Here is an 18912-nt window from a genome sequence, read left to right on the forward strand (position 1 = left end):
GCGCGACAGTGCGCCCTTTGCGGGAAATGCCCTGAAAGTCAAGGAATTCCGCGCACTCGTTCGGCCCGGGAGCTCAGTGATCCTGTTCGACCAGTTCGCGGATGCGGGTGAGCTTGCAGCTCATGCCGCTGCGCGAGAGCAGGTTGTCGCGATCGACGCAGACGCGGCCATCGTCGCTGCGCTCGAGCAGGAAGCCCGAATAGAAGTCGCGCGCCCGGCACGAACGGTCGAGTTCGGCGCTGACGACACGGCTGTCGCGCATGAACAGCAGCAGGCGGTTGGCGCGGTCGGGGCGGACGCTGGAGATGCCCGCGATCGTCAGGCACTTGCCGATCTTGCGCTCGGTGAACTGCGGCACGCCCTCGCCGCCGGGCATGCCCATGAACATCTCCGGGGCCACCCGCGCACCCGAGCGCGGGGTGATGCGGATGATGACGCGCTGCTCGATGCGCACCTGCCGCGCGTCCTGCGGGAAAGCGTCGAAGATCAGGCGCGCGGCATAGGGCGAATCGGCGGGAAATCCGGGAATTTCCACCTGCGGCCAGACATGGGCTTCGGCCGGCACCACGCCGCCCACCTCGGCCGCCTGCTCGCGCGCGTCGTCAGGGCGCGAGGCGACATCGCTCGCGCCTGCCGCCGGAAAGAGCAGGAAGATGGGATACAGCAAGGTGGAGACGAAATTCATTCTCGATCATATGTCCCGGATGTCGGCCCCTGGTGCCTGGGGATGCCGACATGTCCGCCATACGGCAAGAGCTTGAACCCGGGCTTAACCCTCCGGCATCGCTCCGGAAAGGAAGCGATGCATTTGTGCAACGCGAGAAGCGACGCCTCTTTAACGAGGGCATGGCCTCAGGTGGGTGAAACCGCCCTCGCCTTGTGCCATATCGGGCGCCATGACCGCATCCTCCCCCTTCCTCGACGAGGCATCCGCCCTGCTCGGCCCTCGCGGCCTGACGCGTGACCCCGAGCTGCTCGGCCCCTGGCTTACCGACTGGCGTGGACGCTTCACCGGCCGCGCCTGCGCCCTCGCCTCGCCCGCCGACGTGGGCGAACTGTCAGCGCTGGTGCAGCTCTGCGCGCAGCATGGCGTGCCGATCGTGCCGCAGGGCGGCAACTCGGGCATGTCGGGCGGCGCCACGCCGGACCAGAGCGGCGAAGCCCTGCTGCTCTCGCTGCGCCGGATGAATGCGATCCGCGAGATCGACATCGAGGCCCGGCGCGTCACCTGCGAGGCCGGCGTCGTGCTCCAGACCCTGCACGAGGCGGCCGAGGCGCAGGACCTGCGCTTTCCCCTGACGCTGGGCGGCAAGGGTTCGGCGACGGTGGGCGGGCTCATCTCCACCAATGCGGGCGGCTCGCAGGTGCTGCGGCACGGCTCGATGCGCGCGCTGGTGCTCGGGCTGGAGGCGGTGCTGGCGGACGGGCAGGTATACTCGGTGCTGACCCCGCTCAAGAAGGACAACCGCGGCTTCGACCTCAAGCAGCTGCTGATCGGCTCGGAAGGGACGCTGGGCATCGTCACCGCCGCGACACTGCGGCTGCTGCCCGCCGTCGCCGAGCGCGTGGTGATCTGGGCCGGCGTTTCCTCACTGCCCGCCGCGCGCACGCTGCTGCTCCACTGCGACGACATGGCGGGCGAGGCGCTCGAAGGCTTCGAGGTCATGCCCCAGGCCAGCATCGACGCGATGAAGGATTACCAGCCCGCGATCCGCGCGCCGCTCGAGGGACGCCATGCCTGGCATGTCCTGATCGAGGTCGTCGCCGACCGCGCCTCCGCGCCCACCCTGCGCGATCGCTGCGAGGCGATGATGGCCGACGCCTTCGAGCGCGACCTGCTCGAGGACGCCGCGATGTCGGCGAGCGAGAGCCAGGCCGAGGCGTTCTGGCTGATCCGCGAGACCGTCCCTGCGGCGGAACGCGCGCGCGGCCCTGCCGTGCAGCACGACATCTCTGTCCCGGTCGAGCTGATGCCCCGGTTCGTCGAAACCACCGCGCCGATGCTCGAAGCGGAGTTCCCCGGAACCGAGGCGATCGCCTTCGGGCATCTGGGCGACGGCAACGTCCACTACCACGTCATCGCCCCGGCCGTGGCCGCGGCCGATGGCGCCGCCTGGAACGCGAACGAGGGCAAGACGATCAGCCGCCGCGTGCATGATCTCGTGACCCAGTGGGGCGGCTCGATCTCCGCCGAGCACGGCATCGGCCAGCTCAAGCGCGACGAACTCGCACGGCTGGGCGATCCGGTGGCGTTGTCGATGATGCGCGCGGTCAAGCAGGCGCTCGATCCGCAGGGGCTGCTGAACCCCGGCAAGCTGGTGTGAGGACAGGTCGTCCCCGCCTGAGCGGGGGCGACGGCCTTTCGATGCGCGCCTGCACGAATCCCCCGGAACGGCGGGCCGCCGTGCTTGCGCCGTCGTAACCGAGACACTAAAGCGGGCGGCTTCACAGACTGCCCCACCTCGCGGAGAGTATCGCAATGGCCAGCGCGCCTCAGAATCCTGCCCTGCCCCTGTTCTACAAGGACCTCATTCCGCTCAATTCGCAGCAGCATGCGACGTGGAAGACCAAGGCGACCGACAAGGCGACCTGGCTCGCCGGGATCAATTCGGTGCCGCTGACGGTGGAGGAATTCCCGCAGGCCCAGCGCAACTTCCCGATCATCTTCACCGCCGGTGCGGACCCGATCCCGCTCGTGCTGATGGGCATGAACGAGGGCGTGAACGTCTTCGTCGAGGACGACGGCACCGTGAAGGACCCGATCTACGTCCCGGCCTATGCGCGGCGTTATCCCTTCATGCTCGCCAAGCTGCGCGCCGACGTGGATGAGCTTTCGCTCTGCGTCGATCCCACCAGCGACCTCGTCGGCGAACTCGACGAGGGCCAGCCCCTGTTCACCGAGGACGGCCAGGCCAGCGACGCCACCACCAACATGCTCAAGTTCTGCGAGAACTTCGAGATCGCCGGCACCAAGACCGCGCAGTTCATGGCCGAGCTGACCAAGCACAAGCTGCTGATGGACGGCGAGCTGAACATCGACCTCGGCAACGGCCAGCCGCCGTTCAACTACCGCGGCTTCCAGATGGTCGACGAGAACAAGCTGCGCGAAGTGCGCGGCGACGTGCTGCGTACCTGGAACCAGAACGGCCTGCTGCCGCTCATCTACGCGCACCTGTTCTCGCTCGACCTCGTGCGCGACATCTTCAGCCGCCAGGCAGCGCAGGGCAAGGTCCCCAATCTGCCCACGCAGGCGGCGGATGCCGCACCCGGCGTGAACGCCTGATTCACCATCGACAGGGCGGGGTTATGACACTTTTGTCACAGTCCCGCCCAATTCTCCAAGCGCCGCTCATACATCGCTGGACATTTCTTATCAGCTCGTCATGACGAATCGCTTGAATATCTGCCGAGGGGTGCGTATGTAGGTCTTGCCCGGCCGGCGCTACCCTCATGGCCCGTTCGGGTTGGTGCATTTCGATGCACCTCCTCCCTGAACCTTGGCCACCTCGCGCATCGCGCGAGGTGGTTTTTTAATGTCCCCAGTGCGCGGATGCCCGGCCTGCCGGAAAGCTTACTCCGCTGCGAGCGGCCAGGCACCGGCGTCCTGTCCCAGATCGGCCACCACCGGCGCCAGGCACCGGACCAGCTGCGCCAGATCCTCGATCATTCCCGCCATCCCAGGGCCCGGCTCGACGAGAGCGGGATCGAGATACCGGCTGCGGTCGATCTCGACCTGCAGGGCATGGATGCCTTGGCGCGGGTTCGCGTGTCGCTCCAGCACGTAGCCACCGGCGTAGGGCCGGTTGTGCCCCGCCTCGCGCCCGCAATGGGCGAAGTGCGCAAATGTCGCCGCCACGACGCTGCCGTGACAGCTGGCGCCGAATCGGTCTCCGATCACCACTTGCGCGCTCGGCACGCCGGGGCGCGTGCCGAGCGGCGGCATCGAATGCAGGTCGATCAGCAACGCCGCGCCCCATCGCTCCCGCAGCCGGGTCAATTCGGCGTCGAGCGCGCGATGATACGGCTCGTGGATGCCGTCGATCCTGTCCGCCAGGTCGGCCGCGCCGAGCCGGCGGCGCCACAGTTCGCCCAGCCCCGCCAACCGGCGCGGGAACAGGCCGAGGCCGCTGCGGGCGCGCCGACTGGTCATCGGCAGGCCGCCGGCAGGATGCGCGCCGCGCTCGACCATCTCCCAGTCGATGTCGTCGATCGCGCGGTTGAGGTCGACCATCGCGCGCGGCGCATGGGCGATCAGCAGGCTCGCTCCGGTGGCCTCCGCAACACGCCGCGCCAGTTCATCGACATGGCGGTCCTCCAGCCTGAGGAGAGCATCCGGCGCATGGCGAAATTCGCGCGTCAGGGACGGCGGATAGACTCGCCCGCCATGCGGCGCGGCGATCACCACCGGGATCGCGGACGCTTCCCGCGCCGTCAGAACAAAGGCCGCCGCCCCCGGAGCGCCGGGGATTCGTCCCCCTCGCTCCTGTTGCGAATCACTCTCATCCGGCTGGTCGATCATGGCCCGACGCTGTGCGCTTCGGGCGATCGTGTCAAAGCGTCCCGATCCCGGTCAGGGTCAAATCGGACAAGAATTTTAACGGGTGGTGCGCTATGGCGGCCTCAGATAACACGACGCGTCGCACGCACTACAATTGGATACCCAGCGATGATCCGCATTCTCCTCGCCGAAGATGACGACGCCATGCGCACTTACCTTGCGCGGGCGCTCGAAAACGCCGGCTACCGCGTCGTCGCAGTGGATCGGGGCACCGCGGCGGTTCCCCACCTCCAGAACGATGATTTCGACCTGCTCCTCTCGGACATCGTCATGCCCGAGATGGACGGCATCGAGCTTGCGCAGAAGTGCGCCGAGATTTCGCCGAAGACGAAAGTCATGTTCATCACCGGCTTCGCCGCCGTGACCCTGCGCGCCAGTCGCGAAGCCCCGCAGGCCAAGGTTCTGTCCAAGCCCTTCCACCTGCGCGACATCGTGCTGGAAGTGCAGCGCATTTTCGGCCTGACCGAGCACGCCACGCTCTGACTGAAATTTTTCTCATCAAGGCGCTTGCCACGGGAAAAACCCGAGGCTAAAGGGCCAGTCCTCCGGCGGGGACACCCGGTCGGAGCGCTCGAATGGTCACCGGCGGCTCGCTGACGGGAACCATTATGGAATGGGCGTATAGCTCAGTGGTAGAGCACTATGTTGACATCGTAGGGGTCGCAAGTTCAATCCTTGCTACGCCCACCATTCCGTAAAAATGCCCGCCGGTCCCTGTGACCCGGCGGGCTTTTTCTTGCCCTTTGGCCTCAGCGCCCCTTCCACTCCGGCGCGCGCTTTTCGGCGAAGGCCCGCGCCCCTTCGCGAGCATCTTCCGACGCGAAGACCGGCGCGACGTAGGCGTTCTGGTGGGTGTTGAGGTCGTCCAGCGGCCAGAGCCACGAATCGCGCACGATTCCCTTCGACGCCGCCACCGCCAGCGGGCCGTTCGCGGCGATGGCGTGCGCCAGTTCCCGCGCCGCCTCTATCGCCGGGCCGTGGGTGACGCGGTTGATGAGCCCCAGTTCCAGCGCGCGCCCAGCCGAGATCGGCTCGCCCGTCAGCGCCAGTTCCATCGCCAGCGGGCGCGGCAGCAGGCGGGGCAGTTGCACCACCCCGCCGCCGCCCGCCACCAGCCCGCGCTTGACTTCGGGGATGCCGAAACGCGCATCCGCGCCCGCGACGATGAGGTCGCAGGCGAGCGCCAGTTCGAACCCGCCCGCGAGCGCCAAGCCATCGACCGCGGCGATGATCGGCTTGACCGGCGTCCAGGTGCAGATGCCCCCGAATCCGCCGCGTTCATCGACCGGCAGCTCGCCGCGCAGGAAGCCCTTGAGGTCCATGCCCGAGCAGAAGCTTCCCCCTGCCCCGGTCAGGATAGCGCAGCGCAGGTGCCCACGCGAATCCAGGACATCCATCGCCGCGCCGATCGCCTGCGCCGCCGCCCTGGTCATGGCATTGCGCTGGGCCGGCCGGTTGATCGTCACTTCCAGCACGCTGCCGCGCTCGGCAACGAGCACCTCGTCTTCCATCCGTCGCTCCTCTCCTGCGATTAGTGACAGGCTGGAGGGACAGGCCCGGCCTGTAAAGCCGATATCCGCCCCGCCATGGCCTTGCCATGCGCGCCCACGCTGCCTAGAGACGGCGGCAATTCTCACCCCAGGGGAGTGTTTTTGAATGGCTAAGATCAAGGTTGCGAACCCCGTCGTCGAGATGGACGGCGACGAAATGACCCGCATCATCTGGCAGTGGATCCGTGAACGACTGATCCTCCCCTACCTCGACATCGACCTCAAGTATTACGACCTCTCGGTCGAGAAGCGTGACGAGACGGGTGACCAGATCACCATCGACGCCGCCAACGCGACCAAGGAATTCGGCGTCGCCGTCAAGTGCGCGACGATCACCCCCGACGAAGCCCGCGTCGAGGAATTCAGCCTCAAGAAGATGTGGAAGTCGCCCAACGGCACGATCCGCAACATCCTGGGCGGCGTCGTCTTCCGCGAGCCCATCGTGATCTCGAACGTGCCCCGCCTGGTTCCGGGCTGGACCGACCCGATCGTCGTCGGCCGCCACGCTTTCGGCGACCAGTACAAGGCCACCGACACCCTGATCCCGGGCCCCGGCAAGCTGCGCCTGGTGTGGGACGGCGACAACGGAGAGAAGATCGACCTCGACGTGTTCGACTTCCCGGCTCCGGGCGTCGCCATGGCGATGTACAACCTCGACGAATCGATCCGCGACTTCGCGCGCGCCTCGTTCAACTACGGCCTCAACCTCGGCTGGCCGGTGTACCTGTCGACCAAGAACACCATCCTCAAGGCCTATGACGGCCGCTTCAAGGACCTGTTCCAGGAAGTGTTCGAGACCGAAGGCTTCTCGGACAAGTTCAAGGCCGCCGGGATCATCTACGAGCACCGCCTGATCGACGACATGGTCGCCTCGGCGCTCAAGTGGTCGGGCAAGTTCGTCTGGGCCTGCAAGAACTACGACGGCGACGTGCAGTCGGACACCGTGGCGCAGGGCTTCGGCTCGCTCGGCCTGATGACCTCGGTCCTCCTCTCGCCCGACGGCAAGACCGTCGAAGCGGAAGCGGCCCACGGCACCGTGACCCGTCACTACCGCCAGCACCAGCAGGGCAAGTCGACCTCGACCAACCCGATCGCGTCGATCTTCGCGTGGACGCGCGGCCTGATCTATCGCGGCAAGTTCGACAACACCCCCGACGTGGTGCGCTTCGCCGAGACGATCGAGCGCATCTGCATCGAGACCGTCGAGAGCGGCAAGATGACCAAGGACCTCGCGCTGCTGATCGGCCCGGACCAGTCCTGGATGACCACCGAGCAGTTCTTCGAAGCGATTGTCGAGAACCTCGACGCGGAAATGGCCAACTGGGCCTGATCCGCTAAGCCGGCAGCGGAAGCGCTGCCGGCCTGAGACCACAAAGAAGCCCGCCGGCTCGGACGAGTCGGCGGGCTTCTTTGCGTCGGGGCGAAAGGTTCAGGCCGCCATTTTCAGCGGCTCCGCTTCCGGCGCGGCTACCGGCTTCGCCCTCAGGGCATCGACCCAGCGTGGCAGGTCGAACAGCCATGCGCCGCTCGCGCGGAGCAGCACGGCATGTGCCGCGAGCGAGCACAGCACCAGGACCCCGGCGCCAGCGACCGGATAGGCGAACCCGGCCCAGACCCAGCCCAGCAGCGGCGCCGCCCAGATCGCGGTGGCGCTCGCCAGGAGCGGCATCGCGAGGAAGTGCAGCAGGTATATCGGCAGCGTACGCCGCGCCAGCCAACTGGCCGGCCGCGCCAGCGCCGGAAGGCCCCGGGCCAGCAATCCGCACAGTCCGGCGCCGGACGCGACGCCCAGCACGTCCACCGGCAGCAGGAATATCTTCAGCTTCACGCAGATCAGCGAGCCGACGACATAGACGGCGCACAGGCCAATCGTGCGCCGGGCGGTCATGCCCTCGACGAACGTGAGCAGCCGCGTCTTCATGCGGACCCCCGCGACGAAGAAGATCGCGCAGCGCAGCATGTTCGTCGGATTTCCGGCGAAATAGGGGCAGATGAGCGTCGCCGCCAGCGACATGACCGCGCAGGCGATCAGCACCGTGGCAAGCGGCAGCTTCAGCGTCGCCTTGGAAAACAGGTAGAATATGCCCAGCGCCGCCATGTACCAGGAGGACGACATCAGCGCCGTCACGAAGAACGCATGGTCCAGAATGGACATATCCGCCCAGGCCCCACCCTCGCCCTCGGGGATGAGCAGCCGGTAGATCGCACCCCATAGCAGATAAAGGTAAAGCGGCCGCGTCAGCCGGTTTCGCGCGGTCAGCGCGTGCGGCCGCAGGATCGAATTCGACGCCATGATCCCGGAGACGAGGAAGAACAGCGGCATGCGCATTGGCCGCAGGAACCAGTTGATCGAATGCCAGGCGTCCGCAAACGGATAGTGGTGGGCCAGCGGCAGGGATGCGATGCGCTCGCCGAAATGCATCACCACCACGAGGATGATGCAAGCGGTCTTGGCCATGTTCGGCCAGACCAGTTCCGCGCCGCCATCTTGATACGTCATGCACTTCAGCCCCCACCGAGCCAGAAGCGTTAAAGGGAAGTGGTTTCTTTCGCGTTAATTGCATCCGTATCGGAGGGGTTGCTACGCATGCGGTCTATCCGCCGCCGAACGAAAACGCCGCCCTCTTTCGAGGACGGCGCCGGTGGTGTCGTTGCGGGCAGAGGCAGTCGGATCAATCGACGGCCCAGGCCTCCTCGCCTTCGAGCTTGGTGCGGTGCATCATGCGCCCGCAGGTGGGATCGTAGGCCTCGGCGCGGTGCATGGTGCCGGTGTTGTCCCAGATCACGAGGTCGCCTACCGACCACTCGTGGCTATAGGTGAAGTCCTCGGAGGTCGCCCATTCGCGCAGGCCATGGATGATCCGCGCGCTTTCGAGGTGGTCGACGTCGAGGACATGGTGGCAGGTGCAGCCCAGCACCAGCGACTTGCGGCCCGACTTGTGCTTCCACACCAGCGGCAGCACCTTCTCGCCGATGCCCTGCATGCCCTTGAGCTTGGCAAGGCTCGGCTCGGGCTCGTAGTAGAACAGCGAGGCCCAGGGGCCGTGCAGCACGCGCATGTCCTCGTACTTGGCCTTGTCCTCGTCCGACAGCGCCTCGTAGGCGGCGTAGGTGTTCGAGAAGCCGGTGTTGCCGGTACCCTTGGGGCTCGGCACCTTGCACGAGAGCAGCGAGGCCAGGATCGGCACTTCGTTGCGAGTGCCGTCGATGTGCCAGTAGAGCGAACCCTTGAGGTATTCGGCGGCGGCCGGGTTTTCCTTCACGTCGAGCGTGATCTTGCTCGGCGCGCCATCGGCGCCTTCGGCGGCATATTCGCCCAGCGTCTTGGTGAAGGCGATCTGCTCGGCGTCATCGAAGTGGATTTCGGGGAAGACGAGGATGCCGCGCGCTTCCAGTTCCTCGCGCAGCTGGGGGCCGAGTTCGCCCGACAGCAGCTCTTCCTTCGTGTTCAGGATGCGGCTGCCGATCTTCGGCTTGACGTGTTCGACCTTGAGCTTGGTCGCGGTTTCGACGGACATTGTGGACTCTCCCATTATCGGGTCGGCGATCGGATATGAGAACACCGTTACCACATTCCCCTGCCGTAAGGGAAGGTTAAGGCCCACATAAGGCACCGCCAGCGCGGTATCGCCTACCTCAGTCCTTCGCGGGGGCAAGGCGTTCGAGCCAAGTCTCGACGATGCGCATGGCCTCGGCGTGGCCGGTGCTGACGCCGAGCCCCTCCTCCATCACGATGGCGCGGCCGATCCCGGCGAGGATGACGCTGAGCCCCGCGGCGTCGAAACCCTCGAGCCGGTCGATGCGCTCGCCCAGGATGCGGCGGAAGATGTCGACCTGCCGCGCGCGCATCGCCTCGCTGTGCCCGGCCATGTATTCGCGCACGGCGGGGCGGTGGTTGGCCAGCGCCATGAATTCGAGCGCCATCGCGGTGCGGCTGGTGTCGGCGAAGAACTGCCAGAGCGCGCGCATCGGGTCTTCGGAGGTCAGCGCCGCCTCGATCATCCGGTCGCTCTCGGCCGCGCCCTGGCGCGAGACTTCGACGAAGAGGTCGTCGGTGGTCGGGAAATAGTAATGCACCAGCGACGGCTTGAGCCCGGCCCTGGCGGCGACGCGGCGGGTGCTGACGGAGGCGTAGCCCTCGTCCCGGATCAGCTGGTTGGTCGCCTCGACGATGAGCGCCCGCGTCGCGGACGTCTCGGCTCCGACCCTGCGCGCTGCGCCTGCCATCGTATTTCCCCTTTGCGACGGGCCTAGGGGCGCGGGGATGGAAGATCAACCGGCGAACGGCGGATTGACTTTTGTTCCCTTTTTGTTCATAAGCGACTCATGGAAAGGATCAAAGGCAGAGGCGCGGTGAGCAGCGCGGCAAGCACCCGTTTCAACCTCCCCGCCCGGGAGGCGGACGGCGACTGGCTCGACGACGCCGAGGTGGTCGACGGCCCCGGCCGCCACCCGCAGACCACCGTGACCGAGGAGCATCCACGCTCGATCCTCTCGTTCAACACCTCGCCCGACATCGGGTTCGACCGCTCGGTCAACGCCTATCGCGGCTGCGAGCATGGCTGCATCTACTGCTTCGCCCGGCCCAGCCACGCCTATCACGATCTCTCGCCCGGCCTCGATTTCGAAACGAAACTGTTCGCCAAGCCGACCGCCGCGAAGCTCCTGCGCGAGACATTGGCCAAGCCAAGCTACAAGCCCGCGCCGATCGCCATGGGCACCAATACCGACCCCTACCAGCCGATCGAGACGCGCTACCGCATCACCCGCGAAGTGCTCGAACTGTGCCTCGAAGTCGGCCATCCGGTTACGATCACCACCAAGTCCGACCGCGTGCTGCGCGACCTCGACCTGCTGGAGCAGATGGCGGCGCGAAACCTCGTGCATGTCGGCATCTCGGTCACCAGCCTCGATCCGGTGCTGTCGCAGAAGCTGGAACCGCGCGCGACCTCTCCGGCCAAGCGGATGGCCGCGCTGGGTCGGCTGGCGCAGGCGGGCGTGCCCGCGCACGTCTCGGTCGCGCCGGTGATTCCAGCGATCACCGACCATTTCCTCGAGGCGATCCTCGAGGAAGCGGCGGCGCTGGGCGTACTCTCGGCTACGTGGATCATCGTGCGCCTGCCGCACGAGGTCGCGCCGCTGTTCCGCGAATGGCTCGACGCCCACTTCCCCGACCGCGCGGGCAAGGTCATGGCCACCATCCGCTCGATGCGCGGCGGGCGCGACAACGACCCGGAATTCTTCACCCGCATGCGCCCGCAAGGCGTCTGGGCCGACCTGTTCCGCGCCCGCTTCCGTATCGCCGCCACGCGCCTCGGCATGACCGGCCCGCGCATCGCGCTCGACGCCGCGCAGTTCCGCCGGCCGTCGCTGGACGGTCAACTCTCGCTGCTATAGCCTCGCAACCGACGTTTCGAGGAGGCATGCGACGATGATCCCGGCAGCTCTTGCGATCCTGGCCGTCGCGGCGGCAACGCCCGCTCCGGTGCAGACAGTGACGATCTCCAACCAGGGCCCGCCGCGCGGCCTGCCCGCCCCTTCATGCAAGACGGGATGCATGTCGGCGATCGAGGCGGTGACGTATGCGTCCTACCTCGGCAACAAGGGCGGCGTCGCGGGCACGTTCGACATGCCGGTCGTCGATGTCGGGCAGCAGGACGGGCTGTTCTACCTCAATTCCGAAAGCGATTACCGCGACCGCAACTGCCTGACCGTGGCGATGACCCCCGACGCCATGCAGTCGCTGGCCCGGACCACCGACCTCGCGCAGATCCGCAAGCGGCTGAACGGCCACCGGGTGATCGTGCGCGGCGTGGCCCGGCAGGTGCGCATCACGTTCTTCGCCAATGGCAGGCCGACCGAGAAATACTACTACCAGGTCCACATCCGCGTGGGCGAGCCGGATCAGGTCCGCATCGCGGCCTGACCCACCGCTCCGACTTCCCGGCGGGGCAATCGCCCCCGCCGCTCCAGGACTTGCCCTCCCCTGCCCGCCGCCCGAGGGTCCGCCGCAATGACGCAAGGGACAGCCATGGCAGACGACCCCATCCTGATCGAGCGGAGGGGCGCGGTGGAGATCGTGTCGCTGAACCGGCCGCAGGCACTCAACACGCTGGACGAGCCGGTCACTTTCGCGCTGCGTGACTATTTCGCAGGGCTCACCGACCGGATCGACGTGCGCGTCGTCATGCTGCGCGCGCAGGGCCGCACGTTCTGCGCCGGGCTCGACCTCGGCGGGTGGGCTAACGACGGCTCGCGCGGGACCCTGCAGCACTACTGGCGACTTCAGCGCGCCATCGCCGGCCTGCTCGAACTCATGCGCGCCTGCCCGCAGCCGATCATCGGGCTCGGCCACGGCGCGGCCTGCGGGGCGGGCTTCTCGCTGCTGCTGGCGAGCGACGTGCGGTTCGGCACGCCCGACCTGCGGATGAACGCGGCCTACATCAAAGTCGGCCTCGGCGGCTGCGACCTCGGCTGCAGCTACTTCCTGCCGCGCCTCGTCGGCGCTTCGATCGCCTCGGAGTACATGCTGACGGGACGCTTCATGACCGCCGACAAGGCGCTGGCGTGCGGGTTGCTGAGCGAGGTGGTGGCCCCGGAAGACCTGCTCGATGCCGGGCTTGCACTCGCGGAGGAGATGGCCGCCAACGCGCCGATGGGGCTGCGCCTCACCAAGGACGCGATCAACCGCAACCTCGACGCGCGCTCGCTGTCCGATGCCATGGCACTGGAGGACCGCCAGCAGGTCATGATGCTGATGAGCGAGGATTTCGAGGAAGGCGTCGCCGCCTTCCGGGAACGGCGGCCGCCGCAGTACAGGGACCGCTGACGCAACCCCTCGCCTCCACGCGCGTTGCTCCCGCCAAGAAACACAATGGACAGGAGCTTAGCATGGCAGACGAAACCGTAGTCACCCCGCCTTCCGACGCCCCGGCGACGCACACCACGATCATCCACGAAAGCCCGCGCTCGAGCAGCGGCATGGGCATCATCATGGCGCTGATCCTGCTCGTTGTCGTGGTGGGCGGTATCTACCTCTTCACCCAGAACTCGAGCGAGAGCCGCAAGGACAACGCCATCGCGGAAGCCGCCGGCGATGTCGGCAGTGCCGCCACCAAGGTCGGCGACGCCGCCGAAAACGCGGTCAGCACCAACAAGTAAGCGCCTGCCTGCCGGGGTGGATCACTCCGGCAGGCGATAGTCCCGGAACCGCGCGCGCAGGTCCTTCTTGCTGACCTTGCCGGTGCCGGTGTGCGGCAACGCATCGACGAACGCGATGCCGTCGGGAAGCCACCAGCGCGGGACGTGCTCGACGAGGAACGCCAGCAGTTCTTCGGCGGATAGTGCACTGCCGGGCTGGCGGACCGCGACCAGCAATGGGCGCTCGACCCAGTGCGGATGCGCGACGGCGATGGCGGCGGCTTCCATTACTTGCGGGTGCGCGACCGCAGCATTTTCCAGCTCGACCGAACTGATCCATTCACCGCCCGACTTGATAAGGTCCTTGGTGCGGTCGGTGAGACGCACCACGCCGTCCGGCGAGATCGCGGCGACATCTCCGGTGTCGAACCAGTTGTCGCGGCCGACTGTGTCCTCGTCCGCCTCGAAATAGCGCTTGATCGTCCATGCGCCCCTGACCTGCAGCGCGCCCGGCGTCCTGCCGTCCCGCGGCGCTTCGCTCGGGGGATCGGAGAGCGAAACGGCGCGCACTTCGCTGCCGTAGACGGGGCGGCCCTGCCGGGACTTGCACGCGACCTGCTCGTCGAAGGTCATCGCGTTCCATTCGGGAGGCTCGTACGTGATCGTGGCGATCGGCGAGGTTTCGGTCATGCCCCAGGCCTGGACCACGCGCACGCCCGCACGCATCAGCCGCTCGACCACGCTGGCCGGAACCGCCGAACCGCCAGAAAGCGCCATCTGAAACGCGGGCATGTCCCGGCCGGTGCGCTCGATATGCTCGAACATCGCCAACCACACCGTCGGCACCCCGCCGACGTGGGTGACCTGCTCGGCGGCGATCAGGTCGCAGAGCACGGCGGCGTCGGCGACCTGGCTGTAGACCATCTTCGCCCCCGTCGCCGCGCAGGCCCAGGGCAGGCCCCAGTTGTTGGCGTGGAACATCGGCACGACCGGCAGCACGCACGAACGCGGCTCGATCCCGAGGCAGGCGGGCTGGAGCATCGCCAGCGTGTGCAGCACGTTCGAACGGTGCGAATAGAGCACGCCCTTGGGGTCGCCGGTGGTGCCGCTGGTGTAGCACAGCATGCACGGCCCCCGCTCGTCGCCGGGGCTCCACAAGGCATCGCCGTCCTCGACCGCGATCCAGTCGGCGAAGGTGACGGCGTACCGGGGGTCGTCGAAACAGATGTAGTGCTCGATCGACGGCCAGCGCGGGCGCATGCGCTCGACGATGGGGTGGAAGGCGACGTCGTAGATCAGCACCCGGTCGGCCGCGTGATTGACGATGTAGTCGAGCTGGTCGTCGAACAGCCGCGGGTTCACGGTGTGGAGCACGCAGCCCGCCCCGGTGATGCCGAACCAGCTGGCGAGATGCGCCCCGTGGTTCATCGCCAGCGTGGCGACGCGGTCCTCGGGATAGATGTCGAGCCGGCGCAGCGCCTGCACCGTGCGCAGCGCGTCGCAGCGCAGGTCATACCAGTTGGTTCGCGTCCGGGTGCCGTCGGCCCAGGCGGTGACGATCTCGCGCGAGGGATGCGCGCGCGCGGCATGGTCGATCAGGCCCGAGACCCGCAACTCCCAGTCCTGCATCCCACCCAGCACCGCAGCTTCTCCCGCTCGGCGACATCGCGCAAGAAGCTATGCGCCCTTTTGAACAAAGCGGATTGTAAATTCGGGACAACGGCAGCAGGAGCGGGCCGGCAGGCATCAGCCTCGCCGCAAGGTGGTGCGGCCTTGCCAGCGGTCCCCGATCAGGTCGGGGACGACGGGCTTTTCACAAGGAGGCTCACGCCGCCAGCCGCACGCCTTCCGGACCGCGCTTGGCGGTGAGCGAGACGTTCGAGATGCCCGCCACGCTCTGCAGCTGCTCGGCGAACTCGCCGTCGAGCGCGAAGTCGCGGCCGAGGCGGATCTTCTGCTCGCGCCCCTGCCCCAGGTGCAGCGTCGCAATCACCTCGCCGCTGCCCCTGGCACCCGGGCGCATCAGCAGCGCGAGTTCCTGCACCGCGTCGATCCGGTCTATGTCGAGCGTGAGCACCATGCGCGCGTCGGCCTTGACCTCCGCGAGCGGCCGCCCGCCGCGCACGGTGACGCGGGGCGGCTCGTCAACGCTGGGCGAATCGAGTTCGACGTTGAGCAGGATGCAGGTGCCGTCCTTGGCCCATTTGACGAAGTTCTCGACCATGCTCTCCTCGAAGCACGAGGCGGAGAAGTTGCCCGACTGGTCGGAGAAGTCGGCGAGCACGAAGTCCTTGCCGCGCTTGGTCTTCCGGCGCTGCACGTTCTCGACCATCGCCGCCATGACCGCGCCCGTACGCCCGCCCCCGCCGCCGCCTGCCATGAGGCTGCCATAAGTCCGCGCGCCGTTGGCCGAGGCCACCGCGCGGTACTGCTCGACCGGGTGCGCGGCGAAGTAGAAGCCGAAGTTCTCGCGCTCCCTGGCCATCTGGTCGGTGCGGCTCCACGGCTCGGCATCGACGAGGCGCAGGCCCTGTTCGGCGTGCTCCTCGCCGCCGAACAGGCCGTGCTGGCTGGAATTGCGCTCGCGCGAGGAGCGGTCGGCCTCGGCCAGCAGGGTGTCGGCGTTGGCGAGCACCTTGGCGCGGTTGGGCTCCAGCGTGTCGAAGCCGCCGGCCGCGCCGAGGCTTTCGAGCTGGCGGCGGTTCATCGAGCCAGCGGGCGCGCGGCGGAACACGTCGTCGAGGCTTTCGAACGGGCCGTTCGCCATGCGCTCGGCGACGATCGCTTCCATCGCCTTCTCGCCGACGTTGCGGATGCCGGCGAGCGCATAGCGCACCGCATGGCTCTCCGCCGTCTCCTCGACGATGAACTCGGCCTCCGACCTGTTGATGTCGGGCGGGGCGAGTTCGATGCCGTTGCGGCGCGCGTCGTCCACGAAGATCGCCAGCTTTTCCGACTGGTGCATGTCGAAGCACATGGCGGCAGCGTAGAATTCGTGCGGGTAGTGCGCCTTGAACCACGCCGTGTGGTAGGCGAGCAGCGCGTAGGCGGCGGCGTGCGACTTGTTGAAGCCGTAGCCGGCGAACTTGTCGATCAAGTCGAACAGCTCGTTGGCCTTGGCCGCCTCGATGTCCGATTCGCGTTTGCAGCCTTCGACGAAACGCTGGCGCTGGGCGTCCATCTCGGCCTGGACCTTTTTGCCCATCGCGCGGCGCAGCAGGTCGGCGTCGCCCAGCGAGTAGCCCGCCAGGATCTGCGCGGCCTGCATGACCTGCTCCTGGTAGACGAAGATGCCATAGGTCTCGCCCAGGATCACCGAGAGCTTTTCGTGTGGATATTCAATGGCTTCGAGGCCGTTCTTGCGGCGACCAAACAGCGGGATGTTGTCCATCGGGCCCGGACGGTAGAGCGAGACGAGCGCGATGATGTCGCCGAAGTTGGTCGGCTTCACCGCCGCCAGCGTGCGGCGCATGCCTTCCGATTCCAGCTGGAACACGCCCACCGTGTCGCCGCGCTTGAGCAGTTCGTAGACCGAGGGGTCGTCCCAGCCGAGCGTCGAGAGGTTGATGGTAATGCCGCGCCGCGCCAGCAGCTCGCCCGCCTTGTGCAGCACCGACAGCGTCTTGAGGCCGAGGAAGTCGAACTTCACGAGCCCGGTGTCCTCGACATATTTCATGTCGAACTGGGTCACCGGCATGTCGGAGCGCGGGTCGCGGTAGAGCGGCACCAGCTGCGCCAGCGGACGGTCGCCGATGACCACACCCGCCGCATGGGTGGACGAGTTGCGCGGCAGGCCTTCCAGCTGCACCGCGAGGTCGACGAGGCGCCGCACGTCGGGGTCGCTGTCGTATTCGCGGCGGAACTCGGGCACCGGCCCGTCCTTGGTGACGCCGTGTGCCTTCCGGCCGTTGATCGTCTCGGTCAGCGTCCAGGGGTCGGTCGGATGGTTGGGCACCATCTTGCAGAGAGAATCGACGCGGCCGTAGCTCATCTGCAGGATGCGCCCGCAGTCGCGCAGCACCGCGCGGGCCTTCATCTTGCCGAAGGTGATGATCTGCGCGACGTGGTCGCCGCCGTACTTGGCCTGGACGTAGCGGATCACCTCGCCGCGCCGGGTTTCGCAGAAGTCGATGTCGAAGTCGGGCATCGAGACGCGCTCGGGGTTGAGGAAGCGTTCGAACAGCAGGCCCAGCTTGAGCGGGTCGAGGCCGGTGATGGTCAGCGCCCAGGCGACCACCGAGCCCGCGCCCGAACCACGGCCCGGTCCGACCGGAATGCCGTTGTCGTTCGACCACTTGATGAAGTCGGCCACGATCAGGAAGTAGCCCGGGAAGCCCATGCCGACGATGATCTTGACCTCGAAATCGAGGCGGTCGGCGTAAACGAGGAAGTCCTCCGTCACGCCTTTCTCGCGCAAGGCCTCGTAGGCGGCGACGCGCGCGTCGCCGGTGAGCGCCATCGCCTCGTCGAGTTCGGCCTCGGTCACCTCTGGCCAGTAGGGCGCGAGCCGGGCGGCGAGGCCGCGGCGCGAATCGTCGGCGAGCATGCGCGCCTCGCCCTCGCGGTCGCCGGCGAGGCTGGGCAGCAGCGGCTTGCGCCTCGGCGGCGCATAGGCGCAGCGTTGCGCGACGACGAGCGTGTTGGCCAGCGCCTCCGGCAGGTCGGCGAACAGCTCCTGCATGGTCGCGACCGGCTTGACCCAGCGTTCGGAGGAGGAGCGCGGGCGGTCGGGCGCGTCGATCTGGGTCGAGTTGGCGATGCACAGCAGCGCGTCGTGCGCGGCGTGGAACGACTGTTCGGGGTACTGGGCGGGATTGGTACCGACCAGCGGGATATCCCGCTGATACGCGAGCGCGATCAGGTCCTCCTCGCTCTCGTCCTCCTCGGGCTCGCCGGTGCGGGTGATCTCGATGTAGAGTCGGTCACCGAACAGCGACTGCAGGGTGTCGCAGTAGCTTTCGGCCTGCTCATGCCGGCCCGCCGCATAGAGCCGCGCCAGTGCGCCTTCGTCGCCGCCGGTCAGGCAGATCAGGCCGTCGGTATAACCGCGCAGCGATTCGAGGCTGACATGCGGGTCGAGTTCCAGCGGCCTGTCTAGGTGCGCGCGGCTGACGTGGTGGCAGAGGTTCAGCCAGCCGGCCTCGTCCTGCGCGAACAGGGCGAGCCAGTCGATCGGCAGGTCCCGTCCCTGTGTGTGCACACCGGGACGGGCGACAGCGAGGAACGTGCCGATGACCGGCTGCACGCCCGCACCCTTGGCCGCGCCTGCAAAGATCGGCGCGCCGTAGAGGCCATTGCGGTCGCAGATCGCAGCGGCGGGAAACTTGCGCTCCCTGGCCAGCTTGGCGATCGCCTTCGGATCGATCGCGCCGTCCAGCATGGTGAAGCTGGAGAAGATGCGGAGCGGTACGAAGGGAGCATGGGCCATCGTGGGAATCTATGCACTGCCCATGGGGGCGATCAAGGGCGGGCTGGGGATAACGTGGGGGATTAGCGGCGATCGGTCCGCCAAGGCTCGGACGGACGGCTGCTGGCTAAGCTGGCCCCCACCTAAATATCCTCGTCGCCCCCGCGCAGGCGGGGGCCCCGCTTCCTTGCGCCGGAACAAGAACAAGCGGGGTCCCCGCCTTCGCGGGGACGACGGAGATTGTTACGGGACGTTGT

At 67.4% G+C, this 18912-nt stretch carries 16 protein-coding genes and 1 tRNA gene; 9 read left to right on the plus strand and 8 right to left on the minus strand.

Translation table 11 applies throughout. The annotated features are described in order from the left end of the window. Positions 1-73: 73 nt before the first annotated feature. The gene (locus AC07M9_RS10675) at positions 74-685 is read right to left on the minus strand and encodes a hypothetical protein (protein WP_494883629.1); all 612 of its coding nucleotides are present in this window, start codon (positions 683-685) and stop codon (positions 74-76) included. Between the two features lie 211 nt (positions 686-896). Between AC07M9_RS10675 and AC07M9_RS10680 the strand changes: the two genes are divergently transcribed. Both AC07M9_RS10680 and AC07M9_RS10685 read left to right on the plus strand, forming a co-directional pair. After that, a complete protein-coding gene (locus AC07M9_RS10680) occupies positions 897-2324 on the plus strand; it encodes an FAD-binding oxidoreductase (protein ID WP_494883631.1) in 1428 nt (475 codons plus the stop codon). A gap of 155 nt (positions 2325-2479) precedes the next feature. Continuing rightward, complete coding sequence (locus AC07M9_RS10685; RefSeq protein WP_494883633.1) at positions 2480-3283, plus strand: SapC family protein; 804 nt, start codon at positions 2480-2482, stop codon at positions 3281-3283. A 288-nt stretch (positions 3284-3571) separates the two neighbouring features. Here the strand turns inward: AC07M9_RS10685 and AC07M9_RS10690 are convergent, their stop codons facing one another. Then, positions 3572-4519: an N-formylglutamate amidohydrolase gene (locus tag AC07M9_RS10690; protein ID WP_494883634.1), complete on the minus strand. Its 948-nt coding sequence runs from the start codon at positions 4517-4519 to the stop codon at positions 3572-3574. Positions 4520-4666: 147 nt separating this feature from the next. Between AC07M9_RS10690 and cpdR the strand changes: the two genes are divergently transcribed. Together cpdR and AC07M9_RS10700 are read left to right on the plus strand one after the other, a co-directional pair. Next, the gene (cpdR, locus tag AC07M9_RS10695) at positions 4667-5041 is read left to right on the plus strand and encodes a cell cycle two-component system response regulator CpdR (protein WP_494883636.1); all 375 of its coding nucleotides are present in this window, start codon (positions 4667-4669) and stop codon (positions 5039-5041) included. 132 nt (positions 5042-5173) lie between these two features. Continuing rightward, positions 5174-5248, plus strand: a tRNA-Val gene (locus AC07M9_RS10700). Positions 5249-5307: 59 nt separating this feature from the next. Here AC07M9_RS10700 and AC07M9_RS10705 read toward each other — a convergent pair. Continuing rightward, positions 5308-6069 (minus strand): crotonase/enoyl-CoA hydratase family protein, encoded by a 762-nt coding sequence (locus AC07M9_RS10705; protein ID WP_494883637.1) that lies wholly within the window; start codon positions 6067-6069, stop codon positions 5308-5310. A 145-nt stretch (positions 6070-6214) separates the two neighbouring features. Between AC07M9_RS10705 and AC07M9_RS10710 the strand changes: the two genes are divergently transcribed. Beyond that, a complete protein-coding gene (locus AC07M9_RS10710; protein ID WP_494883639.1) occupies positions 6215-7438 on the plus strand; it encodes an NADP-dependent isocitrate dehydrogenase in 1224 nt (407 codons plus the stop codon). A 99-nt stretch (positions 7439-7537) separates the two neighbouring features. On the opposite strand, the gene AC07M9_RS10715 is transcribed toward AC07M9_RS10710, so the two are convergent. From AC07M9_RS10715 to AC07M9_RS10725, 3 genes are all read right to left on the minus strand, one after another. Continuing rightward, on the minus strand, positions 7538-8608 hold the full coding sequence (locus AC07M9_RS10715; protein ID WP_494883641.1) for an acyltransferase family protein: 1071 nt from the start codon (positions 8606-8608) through the stop codon (positions 7538-7540). Between the two features lie 172 nt (positions 8609-8780). Then, entirely contained in the window at positions 8781-9626 is an 846-nt protein-coding gene (locus AC07M9_RS10720) for a TauD/TfdA dioxygenase family protein (RefSeq protein ID WP_494883643.1), read from the minus strand. Between the two features lie 118 nt (positions 9627-9744). After that, a complete protein-coding gene (locus AC07M9_RS10725; RefSeq protein ID WP_494883645.1) occupies positions 9745-10335 on the minus strand; it encodes a TetR/AcrR family transcriptional regulator in 591 nt (196 codons plus the stop codon). A 99-nt stretch (positions 10336-10434) separates the two neighbouring features. Between AC07M9_RS10725 and AC07M9_RS10730 the strand changes: the two genes are divergently transcribed. The 4 genes from AC07M9_RS10730 (at position 10435) to AC07M9_RS10745 (ending at position 13269) form a co-directional block, all read left to right on the plus strand. Next, positions 10435-11505 (plus strand): PA0069 family radical SAM protein, encoded by a 1071-nt coding sequence (locus tag AC07M9_RS10730; RefSeq protein WP_494883647.1) that lies wholly within the window; start codon positions 10435-10437, stop codon positions 11503-11505. Positions 11506-11539: 34 nt separating this feature from the next. Then, entirely contained in the window at positions 11540-12034 is a 495-nt protein-coding gene (locus AC07M9_RS10735) for a hypothetical protein (protein ID WP_494883649.1), read from the plus strand. Between the two features lie 105 nt (positions 12035-12139). Next, a complete protein-coding gene (locus AC07M9_RS10740) occupies positions 12140-12937 on the plus strand; it encodes an enoyl-CoA hydratase/isomerase family protein (RefSeq protein ID WP_494883650.1) in 798 nt (265 codons plus the stop codon). Positions 12938-12999: 62 nt separating this feature from the next. Next, positions 13000-13269, plus strand: coding sequence for a hypothetical protein (locus AC07M9_RS10745; protein WP_494883652.1), 270 nt, complete (start codon positions 13000-13002; stop codon positions 13267-13269). A 21-nt stretch (positions 13270-13290) separates the two neighbouring features. Here the strand turns inward: AC07M9_RS10745 and AC07M9_RS10750 are convergent, their stop codons facing one another. Beyond that, complete coding sequence (locus AC07M9_RS10750; RefSeq protein WP_494883653.1) at positions 13291-14889, minus strand: long-chain fatty acid--CoA ligase; 1599 nt, start codon at positions 14887-14889, stop codon at positions 13291-13293. Between the two features lie 184 nt (positions 14890-15073). Further along, positions 15074-18676 carry a DNA polymerase III subunit alpha gene (gene dnaE / locus AC07M9_RS10755; protein WP_494883654.1) on the minus strand — a complete coding sequence of 1201 codons (3603 nt, stop codon included), beginning with the start codon at positions 18674-18676 and terminating at the stop codon, positions 15074-15076. Positions 18677-18912 lie beyond the last annotated feature (236 nt).

The sequence above is a fragment of the Novosphingobium sp. GW821-FHT09E05 genome, from assembly GCF_059416165.1.